The 18,020-nt window shown below is 59.4% G+C and carries 15 protein-coding genes and 2 tRNA genes; 7 read left to right on the top strand and 10 right to left on the bottom strand.

Going from position 1 to position 18,020, the window contains the following annotated elements:
* The first annotated feature begins 13 nt into the window (after positions 1 to 13).
* Positions 14 to 1,216 (top strand): hypothetical protein, encoded by a 1,203-nt coding sequence (locus tag AB4P90_RS10135; RefSeq protein ID WP_395605854.1) that lies wholly within the window; start codon positions 14 to 16, stop codon positions 1,214 to 1,216.
* A gap of 295 nt (positions 1,217 to 1,511) precedes the next feature.
* Positions 1,512 to 2,381 (top strand): phage exclusion protein Lit family protein, encoded by an 870-nt coding sequence (locus AB4P90_RS10130; protein WP_395605853.1) that lies wholly within the window; start codon positions 1,512 to 1,514, stop codon positions 2,379 to 2,381.
* A 152-nt stretch (positions 2,382 to 2,533) separates the two neighbouring features.
* Here AB4P90_RS10130 and AB4P90_RS10125 read toward each other — a convergent pair whose 3' ends face one another.
* The 3 genes from AB4P90_RS10125 to AB4P90_RS10115 form a co-directional block, all read right to left on the bottom strand.
* A complete protein-coding gene (locus AB4P90_RS10125; RefSeq protein WP_395605852.1) occupies positions 2,534 to 3,862 on the bottom strand; it encodes a tyrosine-type recombinase/integrase in 1,329 nt (442 codons plus the stop codon).
* 233 nt (positions 3,863 to 4,095) lie between these two features.
* Positions 4,096 to 4,172, bottom strand: a tRNA-Asp gene (locus AB4P90_RS10120).
* Between the two features lie 18 nt (positions 4,173 to 4,190).
* Positions 4,191 to 4,266 (bottom strand) — tRNA-Val (locus AB4P90_RS10115).
* 159 nt (positions 4,267 to 4,425) lie between these two features.
* Between AB4P90_RS10115 and rdgC the strand changes: the two genes are divergently transcribed.
* The 3 genes from rdgC to sugE all read left to right on the top strand — a co-directional run bounded on the left by rdgC (position 4,426) and on the right by sugE (position 6,899).
* Positions 4,426 to 5,346: a recombination-associated protein RdgC gene (rdgC, locus tag AB4P90_RS10110; RefSeq protein ID WP_020301078.1), complete on the top strand. Its 921-nt coding sequence runs from the start codon at positions 4,426 to 4,428 to the stop codon at positions 5,344 to 5,346.
* Between the two features lie 166 nt (positions 5,347 to 5,512).
* Positions 5,513 to 6,472 (top strand): bile acid:sodium symporter family protein, encoded by a 960-nt coding sequence (locus AB4P90_RS10105; RefSeq protein WP_003190129.1) that lies wholly within the window; start codon positions 5,513 to 5,515, stop codon positions 6,470 to 6,472.
* 112 nt (positions 6,473 to 6,584) lie between these two features.
* Complete coding sequence (gene sugE / locus AB4P90_RS10100) at positions 6,585 to 6,899, top strand: quaternary ammonium compound efflux SMR transporter SugE (protein ID WP_010211634.1); 315 nt, start codon at positions 6,585 to 6,587, stop codon at positions 6,897 to 6,899.
* Between the two features lie 108 nt (positions 6,900 to 7,007).
* On the opposite strand, the gene AB4P90_RS10095 is transcribed toward sugE, so the two are convergent.
* From AB4P90_RS10095 to AB4P90_RS10085, 3 genes are all read right to left on the bottom strand, one after another.
* Entirely contained in the window at positions 7,008 to 8,882 is a 1,875-nt protein-coding gene (locus tag AB4P90_RS10095) for an MFS transporter (RefSeq protein WP_395605851.1), read from the bottom strand.
* 59 nt (positions 8,883 to 8,941) lie between these two features.
* Positions 8,942 to 10,090 carry a TDT family transporter gene (locus AB4P90_RS10090; RefSeq protein ID WP_038449620.1) on the bottom strand — a complete coding sequence of 383 codons (1,149 nt, stop codon included), beginning with the start codon at positions 10,088 to 10,090 and terminating at the stop codon, positions 8,942 to 8,944.
* A 111-nt stretch (positions 10,091 to 10,201) separates the two neighbouring features.
* A complete protein-coding gene (locus AB4P90_RS10085) occupies positions 10,202 to 11,389 on the bottom strand; it encodes an MFS transporter (protein ID WP_395605850.1) in 1,188 nt (395 codons plus the stop codon).
* A gap of 91 nt (positions 11,390 to 11,480) precedes the next feature.
* Here AB4P90_RS10085 and AB4P90_RS10080 point away from each other — a divergent pair, with 91 nt between their 5' ends.
* Positions 11,481 to 12,020, top strand: coding sequence for a TetR/AcrR family transcriptional regulator (locus AB4P90_RS10080; protein WP_014717782.1), 540 nt, complete (start codon positions 11,481 to 11,483; stop codon positions 12,018 to 12,020).
* Positions 12,021 to 12,195: 175 nt separating this feature from the next.
* Here AB4P90_RS10080 and AB4P90_RS10075 read toward each other — a convergent pair whose 3' ends face one another.
* The 4 genes from AB4P90_RS10075 to AB4P90_RS10060 form a co-directional block, all read right to left on the bottom strand.
* Entirely contained in the window at positions 12,196 to 12,975 is a 780-nt protein-coding gene (locus AB4P90_RS10075) for an ABC transporter permease (RefSeq protein WP_005786689.1), read from the bottom strand.
* Entirely contained in the window at positions 12,972 to 13,904 is a 933-nt protein-coding gene (locus AB4P90_RS10070; RefSeq protein ID WP_014717781.1) for an ABC transporter ATP-binding protein, read from the bottom strand. Before AB4P90_RS10070 ends, AB4P90_RS10075 begins: the two co-directional genes overlap by 4 nt.
* A gap of 135 nt (positions 13,905 to 14,039) precedes the next feature.
* Positions 14,040 to 14,657: a glutathione S-transferase family protein gene (locus AB4P90_RS10065; RefSeq protein ID WP_395605849.1), complete on the bottom strand. Its 618-nt coding sequence runs from the start codon at positions 14,655 to 14,657 to the stop codon at positions 14,040 to 14,042.
* Positions 14,658 to 14,713: 56 nt separating this feature from the next.
* Positions 14,714 to 15,373 (bottom strand): transglutaminase family protein, encoded by a 660-nt coding sequence (locus AB4P90_RS10060; protein WP_014717780.1) that lies wholly within the window; start codon positions 15,371 to 15,373, stop codon positions 14,714 to 14,716.
* 190 nt (positions 15,374 to 15,563) lie between these two features.
* Here AB4P90_RS10060 and AB4P90_RS10055 point away from each other — a divergent pair, with 190 nt between their 5' ends.
* Positions 15,564 to 18,011, top strand: a complete 2,448-nt coding sequence (locus AB4P90_RS10055; protein WP_395605848.1) for an acyl-CoA dehydrogenase — start codon at positions 15,564 to 15,566, stop codon at positions 18,009 to 18,011.
* The last annotated feature ends 9 nt before the right edge of the window (positions 18,012 to 18,020 follow it).

Here is an 18,020-nt window from a genome sequence, read left to right as displayed (position 1 = left end):
TAAGAGGCCGACCATGTCCGCAACCGGCGAAACTCGACTTTTCACCTTAATCAGCCAGCGCCAATTCGAGCTCTATGCCCTGTCGCTCGAGCACGGTCCCAATTTCGACCCCGCACATATTTCCAGTGCCTATCAGGCCGAAACTGGTGGCGTAACCGGCTGCATTCTTCTTGATCCGGACACAGGAGCTTTCACATATCTGGCCATGCGCCGCCGCATCGACCACTGTTGGATCAAAGTAGATGAAAGCGGGCCCTACTCCACACCCGAGGCTGCACTAGACCGACTCACCGTCGCTATGCGTGCCAGTGATCCACCGGAGCCATTGCCGCCAGGAGTCAGGCGTCGCCCGCATTTGCTGAAACCGGGGCCGCGTGGGACATCTCCAGAGTTCCAGCTACTGACAACCACGATCAACCATCTGCCGGCGCTCATGGCGGTCGGCGAATGCTACCTCGCGCTTCCCAACCCCGACGCCAATTTCGTCTCGGACTTTCAAACCAACAACTTTGCGTCCCGTCTGTTCGAGCTCTACCTTTTCAGCTGCTTTCGTGAGCAGGGTTTGAACGTCCGACAAGACCATGTCTCTCCCGACTTCTTGATCGAGAAGGAAGGTAACGCATGCTGGATTGAGGCAGTTACAGCAAACTCAGAGCTTCCACGCGCCGGCGGCATCGGGAAATGGGTTCATGCCCCAAAGGATCGCATTGAACGGCTCACAGGCAAGCCGGCGGAACGATTCGCAAAGACGCTGCGCGGCAAGCTCCAGCGCAACTATCATGAACTAGACCATGTAAAAGGACAGCCGTTCGCCTTAGCGATCGCCGACTTCCATGATTTCGGCTCCATGGTTTGGAGCCGCGAGGCTCTTCCCACCTACCTCTACGGCTTACGCGCGGACGTCACCGGTGATGGCACTGATCGTCGCGCGATTGGAGTGCCGATCGCAAATCTGACGGGCCCACACAGCATTCCTGCTGGGCTCTTCCGCGACCCAAATTTCGCACACCTCTCGGCCGTCATCTTCAGTAATTCTGCAACGCTCGCCAAATTCAACCGCATGGGTTTCTTGGCAGGATGGCGACCGCCCGGGCTGGCGATGATCAGGCGCGGCATTCTCGTCGACCGAACTCCGGGCGCATTAGAGCCTATCGATTTCAACCTTGCCGTCGACAGTGCCGAATACCAAGCACTCTGGCCGTGGGGCGAAGCTTAGTGTCAGGAACTGGAAGTGTTTCACAACCCATTGGCCACACATCCCATCCCGTTTGATCTCATCCCCGGCGTGACCCACTGGTTTGAACGCGATGGCGACATCGAATGCAGCACGATTTGGGCGAACTCAGTCATCTCATCGATCACTCATCTACAGTTGGACGGCAAACCCGTTGTGACGAGCAAGCCGCGTGACCGTCGCCAACCTCCTGCCCCCCACGAGCACAGAATAGACAACGACAATGACGAATGAGCCATCTGATCGGACGATCATCCTACATCTCCTCCGAGGCGCCGTGCCCGAACGAGCCGATGAAATCAGCGGTCTTTGGAGCCAATACGGCCATGCCGTCGAGGTCGCGCCAAGTAGAAAGGGCGTGACGATGAATGCCAACGGGAAACGTATCCAGTTCGACACTAAGACGATCGACTTGTTCTGGCTGCTTGGCTTCAGCTCGTGGCGGGCCATCGAAGTGTACGCACCAGCCTTAGTTGTCGCGACATCCAACGGGTTACCGCTCGACCAAGCCCTCAGTGTCGATGAAGAACGCGGCCAATATGAATTCGACTACAAGCAGCGCATCGCCGCCGCCCAGTCGCTTATCACAGCCGAAAAGACCTCAGACGTATCCTGGCCGGTGGACATCCCCCTGCCGAGCGCTGACCGTGATGGCCTGGGCAACATTCAGCACATGGCGGCATTCGACCTTGTTGCGCTCGCCTTGGCCTTCGCCCTGCTACACGAATTCCAGCACGTCATGTTCTGCGACGATAAACGCGCGCCCTCTACGCGACCTGAAGAGGAAATCGCCTGCGACACCTATGCCCGAACTTTCATGACAAGCGAGCTCGCCGCCTATGCGAAGGTACACGGACACGATTTCGCCCAGGTCCAGAACAAGCGTGCGATGGGCATCACGCTCGCCGCCGTCATCATTCATGCGATGACGCCGCCCCATGCACGTTGGGGCAATAGCGAATATCCACCGATTACCGAACGGCTGACAGCAATGATCCGTGGCTACACTCTGCCAGCCGATTCATCATTCTGGGCCTTCACAGCCTGTGCCCTAATCGCGCTTATGCGGCAGGAAAACCTTCCGCTCGACATTGTCGCCTACTCGAACAAAGAAATGGTCGAAATGCTGCTCGACCGGCTCGGTTGAAGGCCTCTCAAGTGGCATATCTACCGAGGTCCAAGATATCCGTGGGAGTAAATGTGGGAGTATTTTTTAGACATGAAAAAGCCCAACCTTTTCAGATTGGGCTAACTCATTGAAAAATATAGTCGGGACGGATTGATTCGAAAACTCTAACCCTAGCACCTCATACCATCACCAGCATACTCCTGCTGCGGGTTCAGAAAATCCATTGAACGTCGACCGCTCTGCGCCATGTATGTTTCTGGCCTAGGTGGAGCAAAGCCGACCTCTAGCGCATCTAATAAGTCCGCCCAATACTGCATCATCCTACGTCTCGGCTCGACGTATTCCGCATGATTGTATGCAGCCCGAATTTGGTTGGTATCAGCGTGTGAGAGCTGCGCCTCAATCCACTCTTCTACAAAGCCAACCTCGTTGAGCGCCGTTGAGATGGTGGCCCTGATGCCATGCCCGGTGAGCCTTCCTTTGTAACCCATACGGCTAATCGCGGTGTTAAGGGTATTTTCACTGATCATTTCCTGCGGTTCGTATCGGTGAACCAGCAGGTACCGCGCACCGCGCGCCCTTAACTGCATTAGCCGCTGCACAATTGTAATTGCTTGGATAGACAGTGGAATCACATAAGGTGGGATCTCATTCCCCTGTGTTCGAACACGACTCCGGAGTTGCTTCACACCCTCCGGCGGCACCAGCCAGATCCCCTTGTCGAGGTCGAATTGGTCTGGCGTAGCCGCCCGCAGCTCTCCTGTACGAACCCCTGTCAGCAGCAACAGACGAATACCAAGCCGTGTCGCTTCTGCACACCCATATTGGGTGACGGTCCTGAGCAGTCCTGGAAGTTCATTTACCTGGAGGAAGGGATTATGGCGAACTGGCCGCGGCGTCTCGGCAACGATATCAAGGTCTGCTGCTGGGTTCACATCAACGAGCCCTTCCGCCATGGCAAAACGAAAGATCTGGTTGAGCCAGGTGCGTACCTTTCGAGCAGAGACCAGCGCCCCTCTGCGCTCAATTCGCCTAATGACCTCCAGCACGTCACCCCGAGAAATATCTGAGATCGGAAGATCGCCCAAACACGGCAGCATGTCCTTCTTGAGGTATTTGCTCGCTTGCCCTGCACTGCCCTTCTTACTTTTCGTCAGCTTTTTACTTCGGAACTCATGCCAGCGACCAGCAACCGCTTCAAACGTGTTGTTGGCGGCGTGAGAGGCTTTTTGGCGCTCGGCGCGACGATGTGAGCGGGGATCGATATTGTTGGCCACCAGCGCACGTGCAGCCTCTCTCCGCTGGCGAGCCTCCTTGAGACTGACGTCGGGATAGATGCCAAGGGAAATACGCAATTGCTTGTCATGCCAATAGAAACGGAAATGCCAGCGCTTCGAACCCGTCGTGGGCACTTGCAGGGATAAGCCATCCCCATCAGTTAACGTATAAGGCTTGCTGGCGGGCTTGGCTTGCTTGATCGCTGTATCTGTCAGAGCCATCAGACACCTCCTTTTGCATCAAGGAGGGGAATACAGCCCAGCGGTAGACGGACCAATACGAAAATTGATGCGCAAGGGATCGTAAAAGGCTGTGCCAGCGGTGTACTCAAATGTGTACTTAAAAACCGTGGCTGGAGATGGATTCCAGTGGAATTCAGAAAACGAAAAAAGCGGCTCAAGGCCGCTATTTCCGTGGCTTCCAGGCGTTCAGTGGGCCTTAGTGGAAGCAAATATGGCGCAGCGGACGGGACTCGAACCCGCGACCCCCGGCGTGACAGGCCGGTATTCTAACCGACTGAACTACCGCTGCGCGTAACACTGAAGCGAATGGTGGGTGATGACGGGATCGAACCGCCGACCCTCTGCTTGTAAGGCAGATGCTCTCCCAGCTGAGCTAATCACCCTTCGTTTCGGTGTGGCGCGCATTCTACGGAGCGACCCTAAGTCTGGCAAGCACTTTCTTAAATCTTTTTTTTCAGCCCTTCCAATGGCTTAGGCAGGGTTGGCCTGCGGCGTGATCAAGAGAATAATGCCCCCCTTTGTATAGAGGAGAGACTCACCCCATGTGGTTCAAGAACCTGCTTATCTATCGCCTGACCCAAGATCTGCCTGTTGATGCCGAGGCGTTGGAAGCGGCCATGGCCACCAAGCTGGCGCGCCCTTGTGCAAGCCAGGAGTTGACCACTTACGGTTTCGTCGCACCTTTCGGTAAAGGTGAAGATGCTCCCCTGGTTCACGTCAGTGGAGATTTCCTGCTGATCGCCGCCCGCAAGGAAGAACGCATCCTGCCGGGCAGCGTGGTGCGTGATGCACTTAAAGAGAAAGTCGAAGAGATCGAAGCCGAGCAGATGCGCAAGGTCTACAAGAAGGAGCGCGACCAGATAAAGGATGAAATCATCCAGGCCTTCCTGCCGCGTGCCTTTATTCGTCGCTCGTCGACCTTTGCTGCGATCGCGCCGAAACAGGGCCTGATCCTTGTCAATTCGGCCAGCCCAAAGCGCGCCGAAGACCTGCTGTCGACCTTGCGCGAGGTGATCGGCACTCTGCCCGTCCGTCCGCTGACGGTGAAGACTGCACCAACTGCCATCATGACCGACTGGGTCACCACCCAGAAACCGGCCGATGACTTCTTCGTCCTCGACGAATGCGAACTGCGCGACACCCACGAAGACGGCGGCATCGTGCGCTGCAAGCGCCAAGACCTGACCAGCGAAGAGATCCAACTGCACCTGACCACCGGCAAGGTCGTGACCCAACTGTCCCTGGCGTGGCAGGACAAGTTGTCTTTCATGCTCGACGACAAGATGACCGTCAAGCGTCTGAAGTTCGAAGACCTGCTGCAAGACCAGGCGGAACAGGACGGCGGCGATGAAGCCCTGGGCCAACTGGATGCCAGCTTTACCTTGATGATGCTGACTTTCGGCGATTTCCTGCCAGCGTTGGTTGAGGCACTGGGCGGCGAAGAGACACCACAGGGCATCTAAGCAACACCGATCCAATGTGGGCACGGTCAGTGTGGGAGCTGGCTTGCCTGCGATAGCAGAGTGTCAGCCAGAGTAGTGCCGACTCATACACCGCTATCGAAGGCAGGCCAGCTCCCACATTTGATTGCATCGACAACTCAGAAATCGAATAAAAAAGGACATCCCCATGCGCGCACTCGCCGCCTTGAGCCGCTTCGTCGGCAACACCTTTGCCTACTGGGTGTTGATCTTTGCCGTTGTCGCCTTTCTCCAACCCAGCTGGTTCATCGGCCTGAAAAGCGCCATCGTCCCACTGCTGGGCCTGGTGATGTTCGGCATGGGGTTGACCTTGAAACTGGAAGACTTCGCCGAAGTCGCTCGCCACCCCTGGCGCGTGGCGTTGGGCGTGGTCGCGCATTTCGTGATCATGCCGGGCGTGGCATGGTTGCTGTGCCAGGCGTTCCATTTGCCGGCGGAAATTGCCGTTGGCGTGATCCTGGTCGGCTGTTGCCCAAGTGGCACGTCGTCCAACGTGATGACCTGGCTGGCCCGGGGTGATCTGGCCTTATCGGTAGCGATTGCCGCCGTCACCACCCTCCTCGCCCCGCTGCTCACACCGGCATTGATCTGGCTGCTGGCCTCGGCCTGGCTACCGGTGTCGTTCATGGAGCTGTTCTGGTCGATCCTGCAAGTGGTGCTGCTACCCATCGTACTGGGCGTGGTCGCGCAGCGCTTGCTCGGTGATCGGGTAAGGCATGCGGTGGACGTACTGCCACTGGTGTCGGTGGTCAGCATTGTGATCATCGTCGCGGCCGTGGTTGCCGCAAGCCAAGGCAAGATTGCCGAATCGGGCCTGCTGATCATGGCGGTGGTGATGCTGCACAACAGCTTCGGTTACCTGCTGGGCTACTTCACCGGGCGACTGTTCAAGTTGCCCCTGGCGCAACGCAAGTCGTTGGCGCTGGAAGTCGGTATGCAGAACTCAGGGCTGGGTGCCGCGCTGGCCAGTGCACATTTTTCGCCGCTGGCAGCGGTACCCAGTGCGCTGTTCAGTGTCTGGCACAATATTTCGGGCGCATTGCTGTCGACCTATTTCCGCCGCATGAGCGAAAAGGAAGACCGCCGCGCCCTGGAAACCACGCCGTAACTTGATCGCCTGGTCCAATTTCGGCACTCTACCGAACTTCGCGGGGACGACCTCGCGACGCTATCAAGCGCTCACCCGGGGACGACCCCACTTTGATAGAAGCGAGGTCATCATGTCCTGGATCATTCTGTTTTTTGCCGGGTTGTTTGAAGTGGGCTGGGCCGTCGGTCTGAAGTACACCGACGGGTTCAGCAAGCCGCTGCCCACCGCCCTGACGATTGCCGCCATGGCCGTCAGCCTTGGGTTGTTGGGGCTGGCCATGAAGGAGTTGCCGCTGGGCACCGCCTATGCCATCTGGACCGGCGTGGGCGCCGTGGGCACCGTAATTGCGGGGATTATCCTGTTTGGAGAGTCCATGGCGTTGTTTCGGTTGGCGAGTGTGGCGTTGATTATTTGTGGGCTGATTGGCCTCAAGATCTCGACATAAGCCACTACCGCTATCGCAGGCAAGCCAGCTCCCACATTTGACTGTATTCACAATTCAAAATGTGGGAGCTGGCTTGCCTGGGATGATGCCCTGACAAACAACGAAAAACTACCTGGCACTCCCCCGCAAACCGCCCACCACAGCCTGCAACTGCTCAGGCGTCGCCGCCTCCACAGCCACCGGCTCACCCGCCACCAGCACCACCCGCGACCAGATCCGATGGAAGAAGCCCTTGTTCGGATCGCGGCTGAAGAAACTCCCCCACAAACCCTGCAATGCCATGGGGATCACCGGCACCGGTGTCTCTTCCAGAATGCGCGTCACCCCACCACGAAACTCATTGATCTCGCCATCGGCTGTCAGCTTGCCTTCCGGGAAGATGCACACCAACTCGCCTTCCTTCAGATACTGGGCAATCCGTGAGAACGCCTGTTCGTAGATCTGCATATCCTCATGACGCCCGGCGATCGGAATCGCCCCGGCGGTACGGAAGATAAAGTTGAGCACCGGCAAACGGTAGATCTTGTAGTACATCACAAAGCGAATCGGCCGACGTACTGCACCGCCAATCAACAGCGCATCGACAAACGACACATGGTTGCACACCAGCAACGCCGCGCCTTCATCCGGGATGGCTTGCAGGTTGCGATGCTCCACGCGGTACATGGAATGGCTGAGCAGCCAGATCATGAAGCGCATGGTGAACTCGGGGACGATTTTGAAGATGTAAGTGTTAACCGCGATGTTGAGCAGCGACACCACCAGGAACAACTCGGGGATCGACAGCTTGGCCACGCTCAACAGCAGGATGGACACGATGGCCGAGACCACCATGAACAGTGCATTGAGAATGTTGTTGGCCGCGATCACCCGAGCCCGTTCGTTCTCGGCGGTACGCGACTGGATCAGCGCATACAGCGGCACGATGTAAAAGCCGCCGAACACACCCAGGCCGAGGATATCGAACAGCACCCACCAGGCTTGGCCGTAGCTGAGCACCGCGAGCCAATCGTTGGCTTGCACGTTCTGCGGGAAGCCGCCGGAGTGCCACCACAGCAGCAGGCCGAACACGGTCAGGCCAAACGAACCAAACGGCACCAGGCCGATTTCCACCTTACGCCCGGAGAGTTTTTCGCACAGCATCGAGCCCAGGGCGATGCCCACCGAGAACACCGTGAGGATCAAGGTCACCACGGTTTCGTCGCCGTACAGCCATTCCTTGGCATAGGCCGGGATTTGCGTGAGGTAGATCGCGCCGACAAACCAGAACCATGAGTTGCCGACAATCGAGCGCGACACCGCCGGCGTCTGCCCCAGGCCCATGCGCAACGTCGCCCACGACTGAGTGAAGATATTCCAGTCCAGGCGCAGCTGCGGTGTCGACGCCGCTGCGCGCGGGATGCTGCGGCTGGCCAGGTAGCCCAGCACCGCCACGGCCACAATCGCCACCGCCACCACCGGCGCGTAATGGGTGGAAGACATCATGATCCCGGCACCGATGGTGCCCGCCAAAATTGCCAGGAACGTGCCCATCTCCACCAGGCCGTTGCCGCCCACCAACTCATCGTCGTGCAAGGCCTGGGGCATGATCGAGTACTTCACCGGGCCGAACAGCGCCGAGTGAGTGCCCATGGCAAACAGCGCCAGCAGCATCAGTTCAAGATGATTGGTCAGAAAACCCGTCGCGCCCACCGCCATGATCACGATCTCGCCGATCTTGATCGCGCGGATCAACGCGTCCTTGTTGAATTTCTCGCCAAACTGCCCGGCCAACGCCGAGAACAGGAAGAACGGCAGGATAAACAACAAAGCACACAGGTTGACCCAGATGGAGCGGTCACCCTCGATGGTGAGCTTGTAAAGGATGGCCAGAATCAGCGACTGCTTGAAGATGTTGTCGTTGAACGCGCCCAGCAACTGGGTAATGAAAAACGGCAAGAAGCGCCGCGTGCGCAGCAAGGTAAATTGGGAAGGATGGCTCATCGTCGTCCGTGTTCCTGCGTGGCCTTTATTTATCAGGCCACGACTTTACCTAATCCTGCTTACTTATTCGCTAGCCCGGCAATACAAGGCGAAACAAAAAGCTCGCCTTTATAAGCGCCCTGCACGGTGCGCTTGGCCACGATCAGCCACATCAGCGCCAGCGCAACCACCAGCACACTGCCAAACACGCTGAAAAACGCCAGCTGTAACAGGCTCGCCAATTTAAGCGTGGCCAAGGCGTAAACCCCCAATGGGAAGGTAAAACCCCACCAGCCCAGGTTGAACGGGATACCGGCGCGCAGGTAACGCAGGGTGATCAACACCGCAATCAACATCCACCACAAACCGAAGCCCCACAGGGTAATGCCCGCAATCAGGCCCAGGCCGTGGGCCATTTCACCGACACTGGCCAGGCCATTGGCGGCGAAGATCCCAGGGGCATCCGTACCGAGCAGCAACATGCCCAAGGCACCGGTACCGATCGGGCCCAGGGCCAACCAGCTCGACGCTGCCATATTGGCGTGAGGCAACTTATGCAAGGCCATGCGCAGCATCAGGATGGTCAGAATGCTGAACGCTACCGGCAGGGAAAACGCCCACAGCACGTAGCTGGTCACCAACATCACCAGTTGCGAATGGGCATCGGCCAAGTGCGGCGCGAGCAAGCCACCGCTGGCCGCTGCCACTTCGGCCGCCACCACGGGCAACAGCCAGACGGCGGTCATCTGGTCGATGCTGTGCTCCTGGCGGGTGAACATCATGAACGGGATCAGCACGCCGCAGGCCAGGGACATGGCCACGTCCAGCCACCACAAGGCTTCGGCCAACGGGATCACATCACCGCCCCAGCGCGGCAGGCCGAACAGCAGCAAGCCGTTGAGAATAGTCGCCAGCCCCATGGGGATGGTGCCGAAAAACATCGAGACCGTTGAGTGCCCGAAGATGCGCCGCGCCTCGTGGAAAAACATCACCCAGCGGGCGGCATACAGCACGCTGAACAGCACAAACAGGCCAATGGTGAACAGCCACAGGCCCTCGGCGACGGCATGCAGGCCCGGCAGGCTGACTGGCAGCTGGGCCAAGGCCAGCGCCAGCACACCGGTGCCCATGGTCGCGGCAAACCAGTTCGGGGTGAACTGGCGAATCACTTCCCGGGGACGTGCCAAGTGACTGAAGGGTTTGTAGCGGTGAGTGGTCGAGCAGGTCATGGGTTAATCCTCTTCCTCATTTGAGGTTGGGGCCATGATAGAACCTGATCGAATATCTATATAACGGGTAATATCTCTAGCTGTTATCTATTTTACCTATATTAATCGTAATCATGCGCTGGCCCTTGCCTGCGCCGTGTCCCGCCACAACAACCCAACAAGCGCGCCGAGAGACAGCAAGATAAGCACCGCACCGTAGCCGTCCGTGGTCGCGATCAGGCCAAAGACGCGGCTCAGGTTACCCGCCAACAGCGCCGGCACGCAGAACGCCAGGTAGCTCAATACATAGAACGCCGACATCAGGCCCGCCCGCTCATGGGGCAACGCCAGGCCCACGATACTGCGCACACTGCCCATGAAACCGCCGCCGAAGCCCTGGCCTGCGATCACACTGGCGACAAAGAACAGCCACAGGCTGGCGGTGTTTACGGCAACCAGCAGCAACCCCACGCCCACGGCCAGCAGTGCAGCCGACAAGCGCATCACCCTGTCAGCCGCGTGATTGCGCAGGCTGTAGATCATCACCGCGCCGCTCAAGGTCACCACCGCCACCAGCCCGCCGCCGATCAAGTGCGAGGTCGACCCGGTGGCGACGCGCACCAACGACGGCGCCAACGAGGAAAAGAACCCACCCAGCGCCCACACGGCCACATTCAATGGCATCGCCAGCCACAAGGCGCGGCGCGCCTGCGGCGGCACATGCAGGGTTGGCGCCAGGGACTGCAAGGCGCCGGGTATACGACTGACCGTTTCAGGCAGGCGCCATACATAGAGAGCCTGCATCACCATCAAGCCCAGCAGGGCGTAATAGATCAATTGGGTTGGCCATGGCGCGTACTCCACCAGTAACCCGCTGCCCAGGCCACCACTGGCCATGCCGAGCATCGGTGCAAGGCTGTTGAGCATCGGGCCGCGGACGCGGTCGGTATCGAGCAGCGTCGCACTCAATACCGCTGTGGCAGTGCCAGTCGCGAAGCCCTGTAACGCGCGGGCGGCCAGCAGGCAGGCGGTGCTGTCAGCGTGGATAAACAGCAGCATCGCCACACTATTGAGCAGCAGCGCGGCGAAGATCACCGGCTTGCGCCCCAGGTAATCCGAGAGCGACCCCACCGTCAGCAGGGCCGCCAGCAGGCTCACGGCATAGACACCAAAGATGGCCGTGAGCATGGCCGCCGAAAAATGCAGGTGGTCTTGGTACACCTGGTACAAGGGCGTCGGCGCGCTGGAGGCGGCGAGAAAGGTCAGCACCATGATCACTAGAAACGCCAGGCTGGACCGCTGAGAGATGACACTGGACATGGGCACGCTCCGCTAAAGCTAATATTTTGCTTTTGTGCAGTGTGCTATTCGCTGGCGCTTAAAGCAAATTCTTTGTGTTAAGGTCTTGCCCATGGCGATCAAAGAAGGCCTCCGCCCGGGGGGCCGCAGTGCCCGGGTACAAGAATCCGTCCACAGAGCGGTGCGCGAATTGCTGGAAGCCCATGAGCGTTCCAGTGTCACCGTGCCGATGATTGCGGCATGTGCAGGCGTCACGCCGTCGACCATTTACCGGCGCTGGGGCGATCTGTCAGTACTGCTCGCCGACGTCGCCCTGGCCCGAATGCGTCCCGATACCGAACCGGCCAACACCGGCAGCCTGCGTGGCGACCTGCAAGCCTGGGCCGAGCAATACCTGGATGAGATGAGTTCGGACGTAGGCCGCAACATGATGCGCGACGTGCAAAGCAGCCCGACGCCAGGGTATTGCGTGAGCATCCTGAGTGGGCAGTTGCAGGTGATTGTTGACCGCTACCCGCAGGAACAGCCACCGAGCGTTGACCATCTGATCAACCTGCTCGCCGCACCTACGGTGTTTCGTATTCTGTTTTCGGCAGAGCCTTTGGCGGTAGAAGAACTGCATGCCCTGATCGAGCTGGCACTAAAAAACTGAAGCGCGTGCGCCGACACAAAATGTGGGAGCTGGCTTGCCTGCGATGCAGACACCTCGGTACACCCGTCAAGCGAAGTCGATACCATCGCAGGCAAGCCAGCTCCCACATTTGTTCGGTGTGCATCCAATAAAAAACGGCCTCTGATGAGGCCGTTTTGTTATTTCCAATCCCACATCATGTACGCATCCCACGCCCACTCACCAGCAACCGCGCACAACCGATATACAGCACCACGGTCGCAACGATCATAAAGGTGATCGCCACGCTGATCTTGATATCCGACACGCCCAGAATGCCGTAGCGGAAGGCGTTGACCATGTGCAGCACCGGGTTGGCCAAGGACACCGTCTGCCAGAACGGCGGCAGCAAGGTGATGGAGTAAAACACCCCGCCCAGGTAGGTCAGCGGCGTCAGCACGAAGGTCGGGATAATGGAAATATCATCGAAGTTGCGTGCGAACACGGCGTTGATAAAGCCCAGCAGCGAGAAGATCGTCGCCGTCAGCACGACCACCAGAATGGTGACCCCCAGGTGATGCACCTGCAGGTGGGTAAAGAACAGCGACAGCAGCGTCACGATCACCCCCACCATCAGGCCACGCAACACGCCGCCCAGGGTGTAACCGATGAGGATGGTGTGCGGTGACACCGGCGAGACCATCAGCTCTTCGATGGAGCGCTGGAACTTGCTGCCAAAGAAACTCGACACCACGTTGCCGTAGGAGTTGGTGATCACTGACATCATGATCAGGCCCGGCACGATGTACTCCATGTAGGTGAAACCACCCATGTCGCCGATTTGCCGGCCGATCAGGTTACCGAAGATCACAAAGTACAGGACCATGGTGATCGCCGGCGGCAGCAGGGTCTGCGGCCAGATCCGGGTAAAGCGCTTCACTTCGCGATAGACAATGGTTTGCAGCGCGACAAGGTTGGGTTGCAGTTCGGAACTCATACCGCCACCTTCGCCAGATTTTTCTCCACCAGGGACACGAACAACTCCTCAAGGCGATTGGTTTTGTTACGCAGGCTCAACACTTCGATGTTCTGAGTCGCCAGCTGGGTGAACAGCGCGGTGATGCCCATGGCCTTATCCACCTGCACCTCCAGGGTGTGGCTGTCCACCAGCCGGCTTGGGTAGCCGAGCAACTGCGGCGCCACCGAGAGATTGTTTTTCAAGTCGAGCAGGAAGGTTTCCACATGCAACTGGCCCAGCAGGTTGCGCATGCTGGTGTTCTCGACAATGGTGCCGTGGTCGATGATGCCGATGTTGCGGCACAACTGCTCAGCCTCCTCCAGGTAGTGGGTGGTGAGGATGATGGTGATGCCCTTCTCGTTCAGTTCGGTGAGGAAGGTCCACATCGAGCGGCGCAGTTCGATGTCCACGCCGGCGGTAGGTTCGTCGAGGATCAACAGGCGCGGCTCATGCACCAGGGCACGGGCGATCATCAGGCGTCGCTTCATGCCACCGGACAGCGAGCGCGAAGGCACGTCACGCTTGTCCCACAGGCCCAGTTGGGTCAGGTACTGCTCGGCGCGTTCCTTGGCGACTTTCGCCGGAATGCCGTAGTAGCCAGCCTGGGTCACGACAATGTCGAAGGTCTTTTCGAACTGGTTGAAATTGAATTCCTGGGGCACCACGCCAATGGAGCGCTTGAGCGCCGCCGGGGATTTGTCCAGGTCATGCCCGAAGATATTCACCGTGCCGCTGGTCTTGTTGACCAGGGTGGAGAGAATACCGATGGTGGTGGATTTGCCGGCACCGTTGGGGCCCAGCAAGGCGAAGAAGTCACCTTCGGCAACGTCCAGATCGATACCACTCAGGGCCTGGAAACCGTTGCCGTAGGTTTTGGTTAGCTGCCGGATGGACAGAGCGGAACTCATATCGGAATACGCACCAAAGAAGGGAATAGAAAGAATAGATGAGGGCACACCGCAGGTAGTTCAACCGGCGATGCAATGCGAGCATGGTGCTTGCCCATGCCGCACAAGTACAGTCACCCGTATTAATAGTGTGTATTAAGTCAACGCGGTCATCACCGCCTTGCGGTAGGCCGGGCGCTGTTGCAAGCGCTGGTACCAGGCCTCCAGATTCGGCATTGCCGGGCGTTCGATGGGCATCTCGAACCAGGCGTAGATGAAGCAGCCCAAGGGAATATCGCCCATGCCGAACGCCTGGCCGGACAGGTAGGGTTGCTCGGCGAGGGCTTGTTCGACGGTTTTGAGCGCGTCGATACAGGCTTGGCGCCCGGCATTGATGCTGTCCCAGTTTTGCTGGTCAGCCGGGGTGCGCACGATGCCCCAGAACACCGCCTTGAACGGGTCGGCGAGCGTGGAAGTGGTCCAGTCCATCCACTTTTCGGCGTTGGCCCGGGCTTGCAAGTGGCTGGGGTAAAAGTCCGATGCCTGCTTGGCGCACAGGTAACGCACGATGGTGTTGGACTCCCACAGCACAAAGTCGCCATCTTCGATCACCGGCACCCGGCCATTGGGGTTCATGGCCCGGTATTGGGGGGTATCGACCACACCAAAAGCCCCGCCCGCATCAATTGCTTCATAGTCCAGGCCGAGTTCCTCGGCGCACCACAGTGCTTTCCTGACGTTTGATGAATTTTTACGACCCCAGATCTTCAGCATGACCGCGCCTTATTGTGGATGAACTTGGCTGGATGAAGGCAGCAGCATACGCCGGTTCAGCCGCGGCTTAAATCGCTCTGCATATCGCCGAGCAGGGTGGGCGCATCGTCGGCAAACAGGTGCGGGTAGCACTGACGGATATGCCCGAAGAAAAATGCTTCAGGCACGTCAGCAAATTGCCCGTGGTCCACCACGTACTCCATCGAACGCTGACCCTGGCGATTGAACGCGTGGAACACGCTGTCGTGCAGGCCATCGAATTCCAGCGGCGGCACGTCGAACACCTCGCACAGTTGCTGGTTGAACGCCGGAGTGGCCTTGACCCAGCGGCCGTTCAGGTAAAGCTCGGTATAACCGTGCATGGCGAACACGTCACTCTTGAGCAGCGCGAGCAGCCGCGGTGTGGACAAGTGGTTGCGCACGTCCGCCAGGCCAATGCGTGCGGGAATGCCGCAGTGGCGCGCGCAAGCGGCGAGCAACGTAGCTTTGGGCACACAGTAGCTTTCGCCGGCCGCCAGGGCGAAGCTGGCACTCAAGGTGTTGGGGTCACGGCTGAAGGTATAGGGGTTGTAGCGAATGGCCTCACGCACCCCGTAGTAAAGACTGACTGCCTGGTCACTTAAATCCGGGCGGGTTCCGCGATGTTTCTCGGCGAACTCCACCACCACAGGGTGGTCACTATCGATGAAGCGGCTGGGACTCAAGTACGTATTCATGAGCTTGATCTCCGAGGGGAGCCTGGAGTTTAACCACCAGGCCTGCCAGAGAGATAACGACGATTCGGCCAAATGCCGGCGCCGGCTGATGGGTTGCCCAGTACACCTTGTTACACCCTGATCACCCGGCTTGTTCGGATGCCGACTAAGCTCCCTGGTGGTTTCGCCCCTGGTTCACGGAGGATTGAATATGCTGTTGTTGTGGATACTGGTGCTGGTGGTCGGCATTGCCTACCTGGCACACCGCCGTACTGCCCCCCTGCCCGCCCTGGGCGTGGTCGCCGTCTACCTGCTGGCGATGGGCGCCTGGAGCCACGCACCGGGTTGGCTGCTGCTGATCTTCTGGGTGCTCCTGGCCGTGGTGGCCGCGCCTTTGTTGCTGCCCGACCTGCGCCGCCAATACTTCACCAAGCCGCTGTTCAGCTGGTTCCAGAAAGTGCTGCCGCCGATGTCCGAGACCGAGCGCGATGCGATCGATGCCGGTACCGTATGGTGGGATGGCGAACTGTTCAGTGGCCGCCCCGACTGGGACAAATTGCTGGCCTACCCCAAGGCGCAATTGACCGAGGAAGAGCAGGCGTTCATCGACGGCCCCACCGAAGAACTCTGCGCCATGGTCAGCGACTGGGAAATCGGCCAGGCCATGGACCTGCCGCCGCAAGCCTGGGAACACATCAAGACCCATTGTTTCTTCGCCCTGATCATTCCCAAGGAGTACGGCGGAAAGGGCTTCTCCGCCTATGCCCACTCCCAGGTCGCCATGAAGCTCGCGACCCGCAGTGGTGACCTGGCCTCCACCGTGATGGTCCCCAACTCCCTCGGCCCCGCCGAACTGCTGCTGCACTACGGCACCGACGAACAACGTAACCACTACCTGCCGCGCCTGGCCCGCGGCGACGACATTCCGTGCTTCGCCCTCACCGGCCCGCTGGCCGGCTCCGATGCGGGCGCCATGCCCGACACCGGGGTGATCTGCAAAGGGGAATGGGAAGGCAAGGAAACCCTCGGCCTGCGCCTGAACTGGGAAAAGCGCTACATCACCCTCGGCCCGGTCGCGACCTTGCTCGGTCTGGCCTTCAAGGCTTATGACCCAGACCACCTGCTGGGTGAGGAAGAGGACCTGGGCATCAGCCTCGCGTTGATTCCTACCGACACCCCTGGCGTGGAAATCGGCCGTCGTCACCTGCCGCTTGGCGCCGCCTTCATGAACGGCCCCAACTCCGGCAAGGATGTGTTTATCCCTCTGGAATACCTGATCGGTGGCCAGGAGATGCTCGGTAAGGGCTGGATGATGTTGATGAACTGCCTGTCGGTCGGCCGTTCGATCTCGCTGCCCGCCGTCGGCACTGGCGCTGCCAAGTTCACCAGCCTGGTGACCGGCCAATACGCCCAGGTGCGCGAACAGTTCAACGTACCGCTGTCGGCCTTCGAAGGGATCCAGGAAGCCCTGGCACGCATCGGTGGCAACGCCTGGCTGATGGACAGTGCGCGCATGCTCACCGCCAACGCCGTGGACCTGGGCGAGAAGCCGTCGGTGTTGTCGGCGATCCTCAAGTACCACCTGACCGAGCGTGGCCGTGAGTGCATCAGCCACGCCATGGACGTGCACGGCGGCAAGGGCATCATCATGGGCCCCAACAACTACCTGGGCCGCAACTGGCAGGGCGCACCGATCTTCATCACCGTGGAAGGCGCCAATATCCTCTCGCGTAACCTGATGATCTTCGGCCAGGGCGCCATTCGCTGCCACCCCTTCGTGCTCAAGGAAATGGCCCTGGCCGGCCGCGAAGACCATGACCAGGCGTTGAAGGAATTCGACGGCCTGCTGATGCAACACATCGGCTTTGCCGTCAGCAACGCCGCCAGCACCCTGGTGCTGAACCTGGGCTTCGGGCACTTCGAAAAAGCCCCGGGCAACCGGTTGAGCCAGGGCTACTTCCGTGCCCTGAACCGCCAGGCGGCTGCGTTTGCCCTGCTGGCCGACCTGAGCATGATGTTGCTGGGTGGCGAGCTCAAGCGCCGCGAACGCCTGTCCGCCCGCCTGGGTGATGTGCTGAGCCACATGTACCTGGCCTCGGCGGCGCTCAAGCGTTATCACGACCTGGACTCGCCGGACCATCTGGAGCCGCTGTTTGCCTGGGCCATGGAAGAAAGCCTGGGCGAATCGGAACGCGCACTGGATGAGCTGCTGAGCAACTTCCCGAACAAGGTGCTGGGCTGCCTGCTGCGGGTGATCGTGTTCCCATTCGGGCGTCGTCATACCGGCCCGTCCGATGCGCTGGATGCCGAAGTGGCAGCCGTGATCGGCCGCGCCAAGGGCGACCCGACCCTGGAAGAATTGCTGGCCGGCTGTTATCGCCCGCAATCAGCAGAAGATCCGGTGGGCGCCCTGCAACATGCCTACGACCTGCTCGGTGCCAGCCACCCCTTGCAGAAAAAACTCCACAGCGCGCTCAAAAGCGGCCAGGTCAAGCCGGCTGCCGGCGAGCATGCCATCGACGCGGCCCTGCAGGCCGGCGTGCTGCAACCGGCCGAGGCGCAAACCCTGCGCGATGCCGAGGCGGCGCGACGCAAGGTGATCGACGTGGATGATTTCAGCAAGGAAGAGCTGATGCAGGCAGAAGGTAAAGTCCGCTGAGTCGAGCGG

This window comes from Pseudomonas sp. B16120 (genome assembly GCF_044218845.1).
Lineage (GTDB): Bacteria > Pseudomonadota > Gammaproteobacteria > Pseudomonadales > Pseudomonadaceae > Aquipseudomonas > Aquipseudomonas paracarnis.
This window is presented reverse-complemented; position numbering and strand designations above follow the sequence as displayed.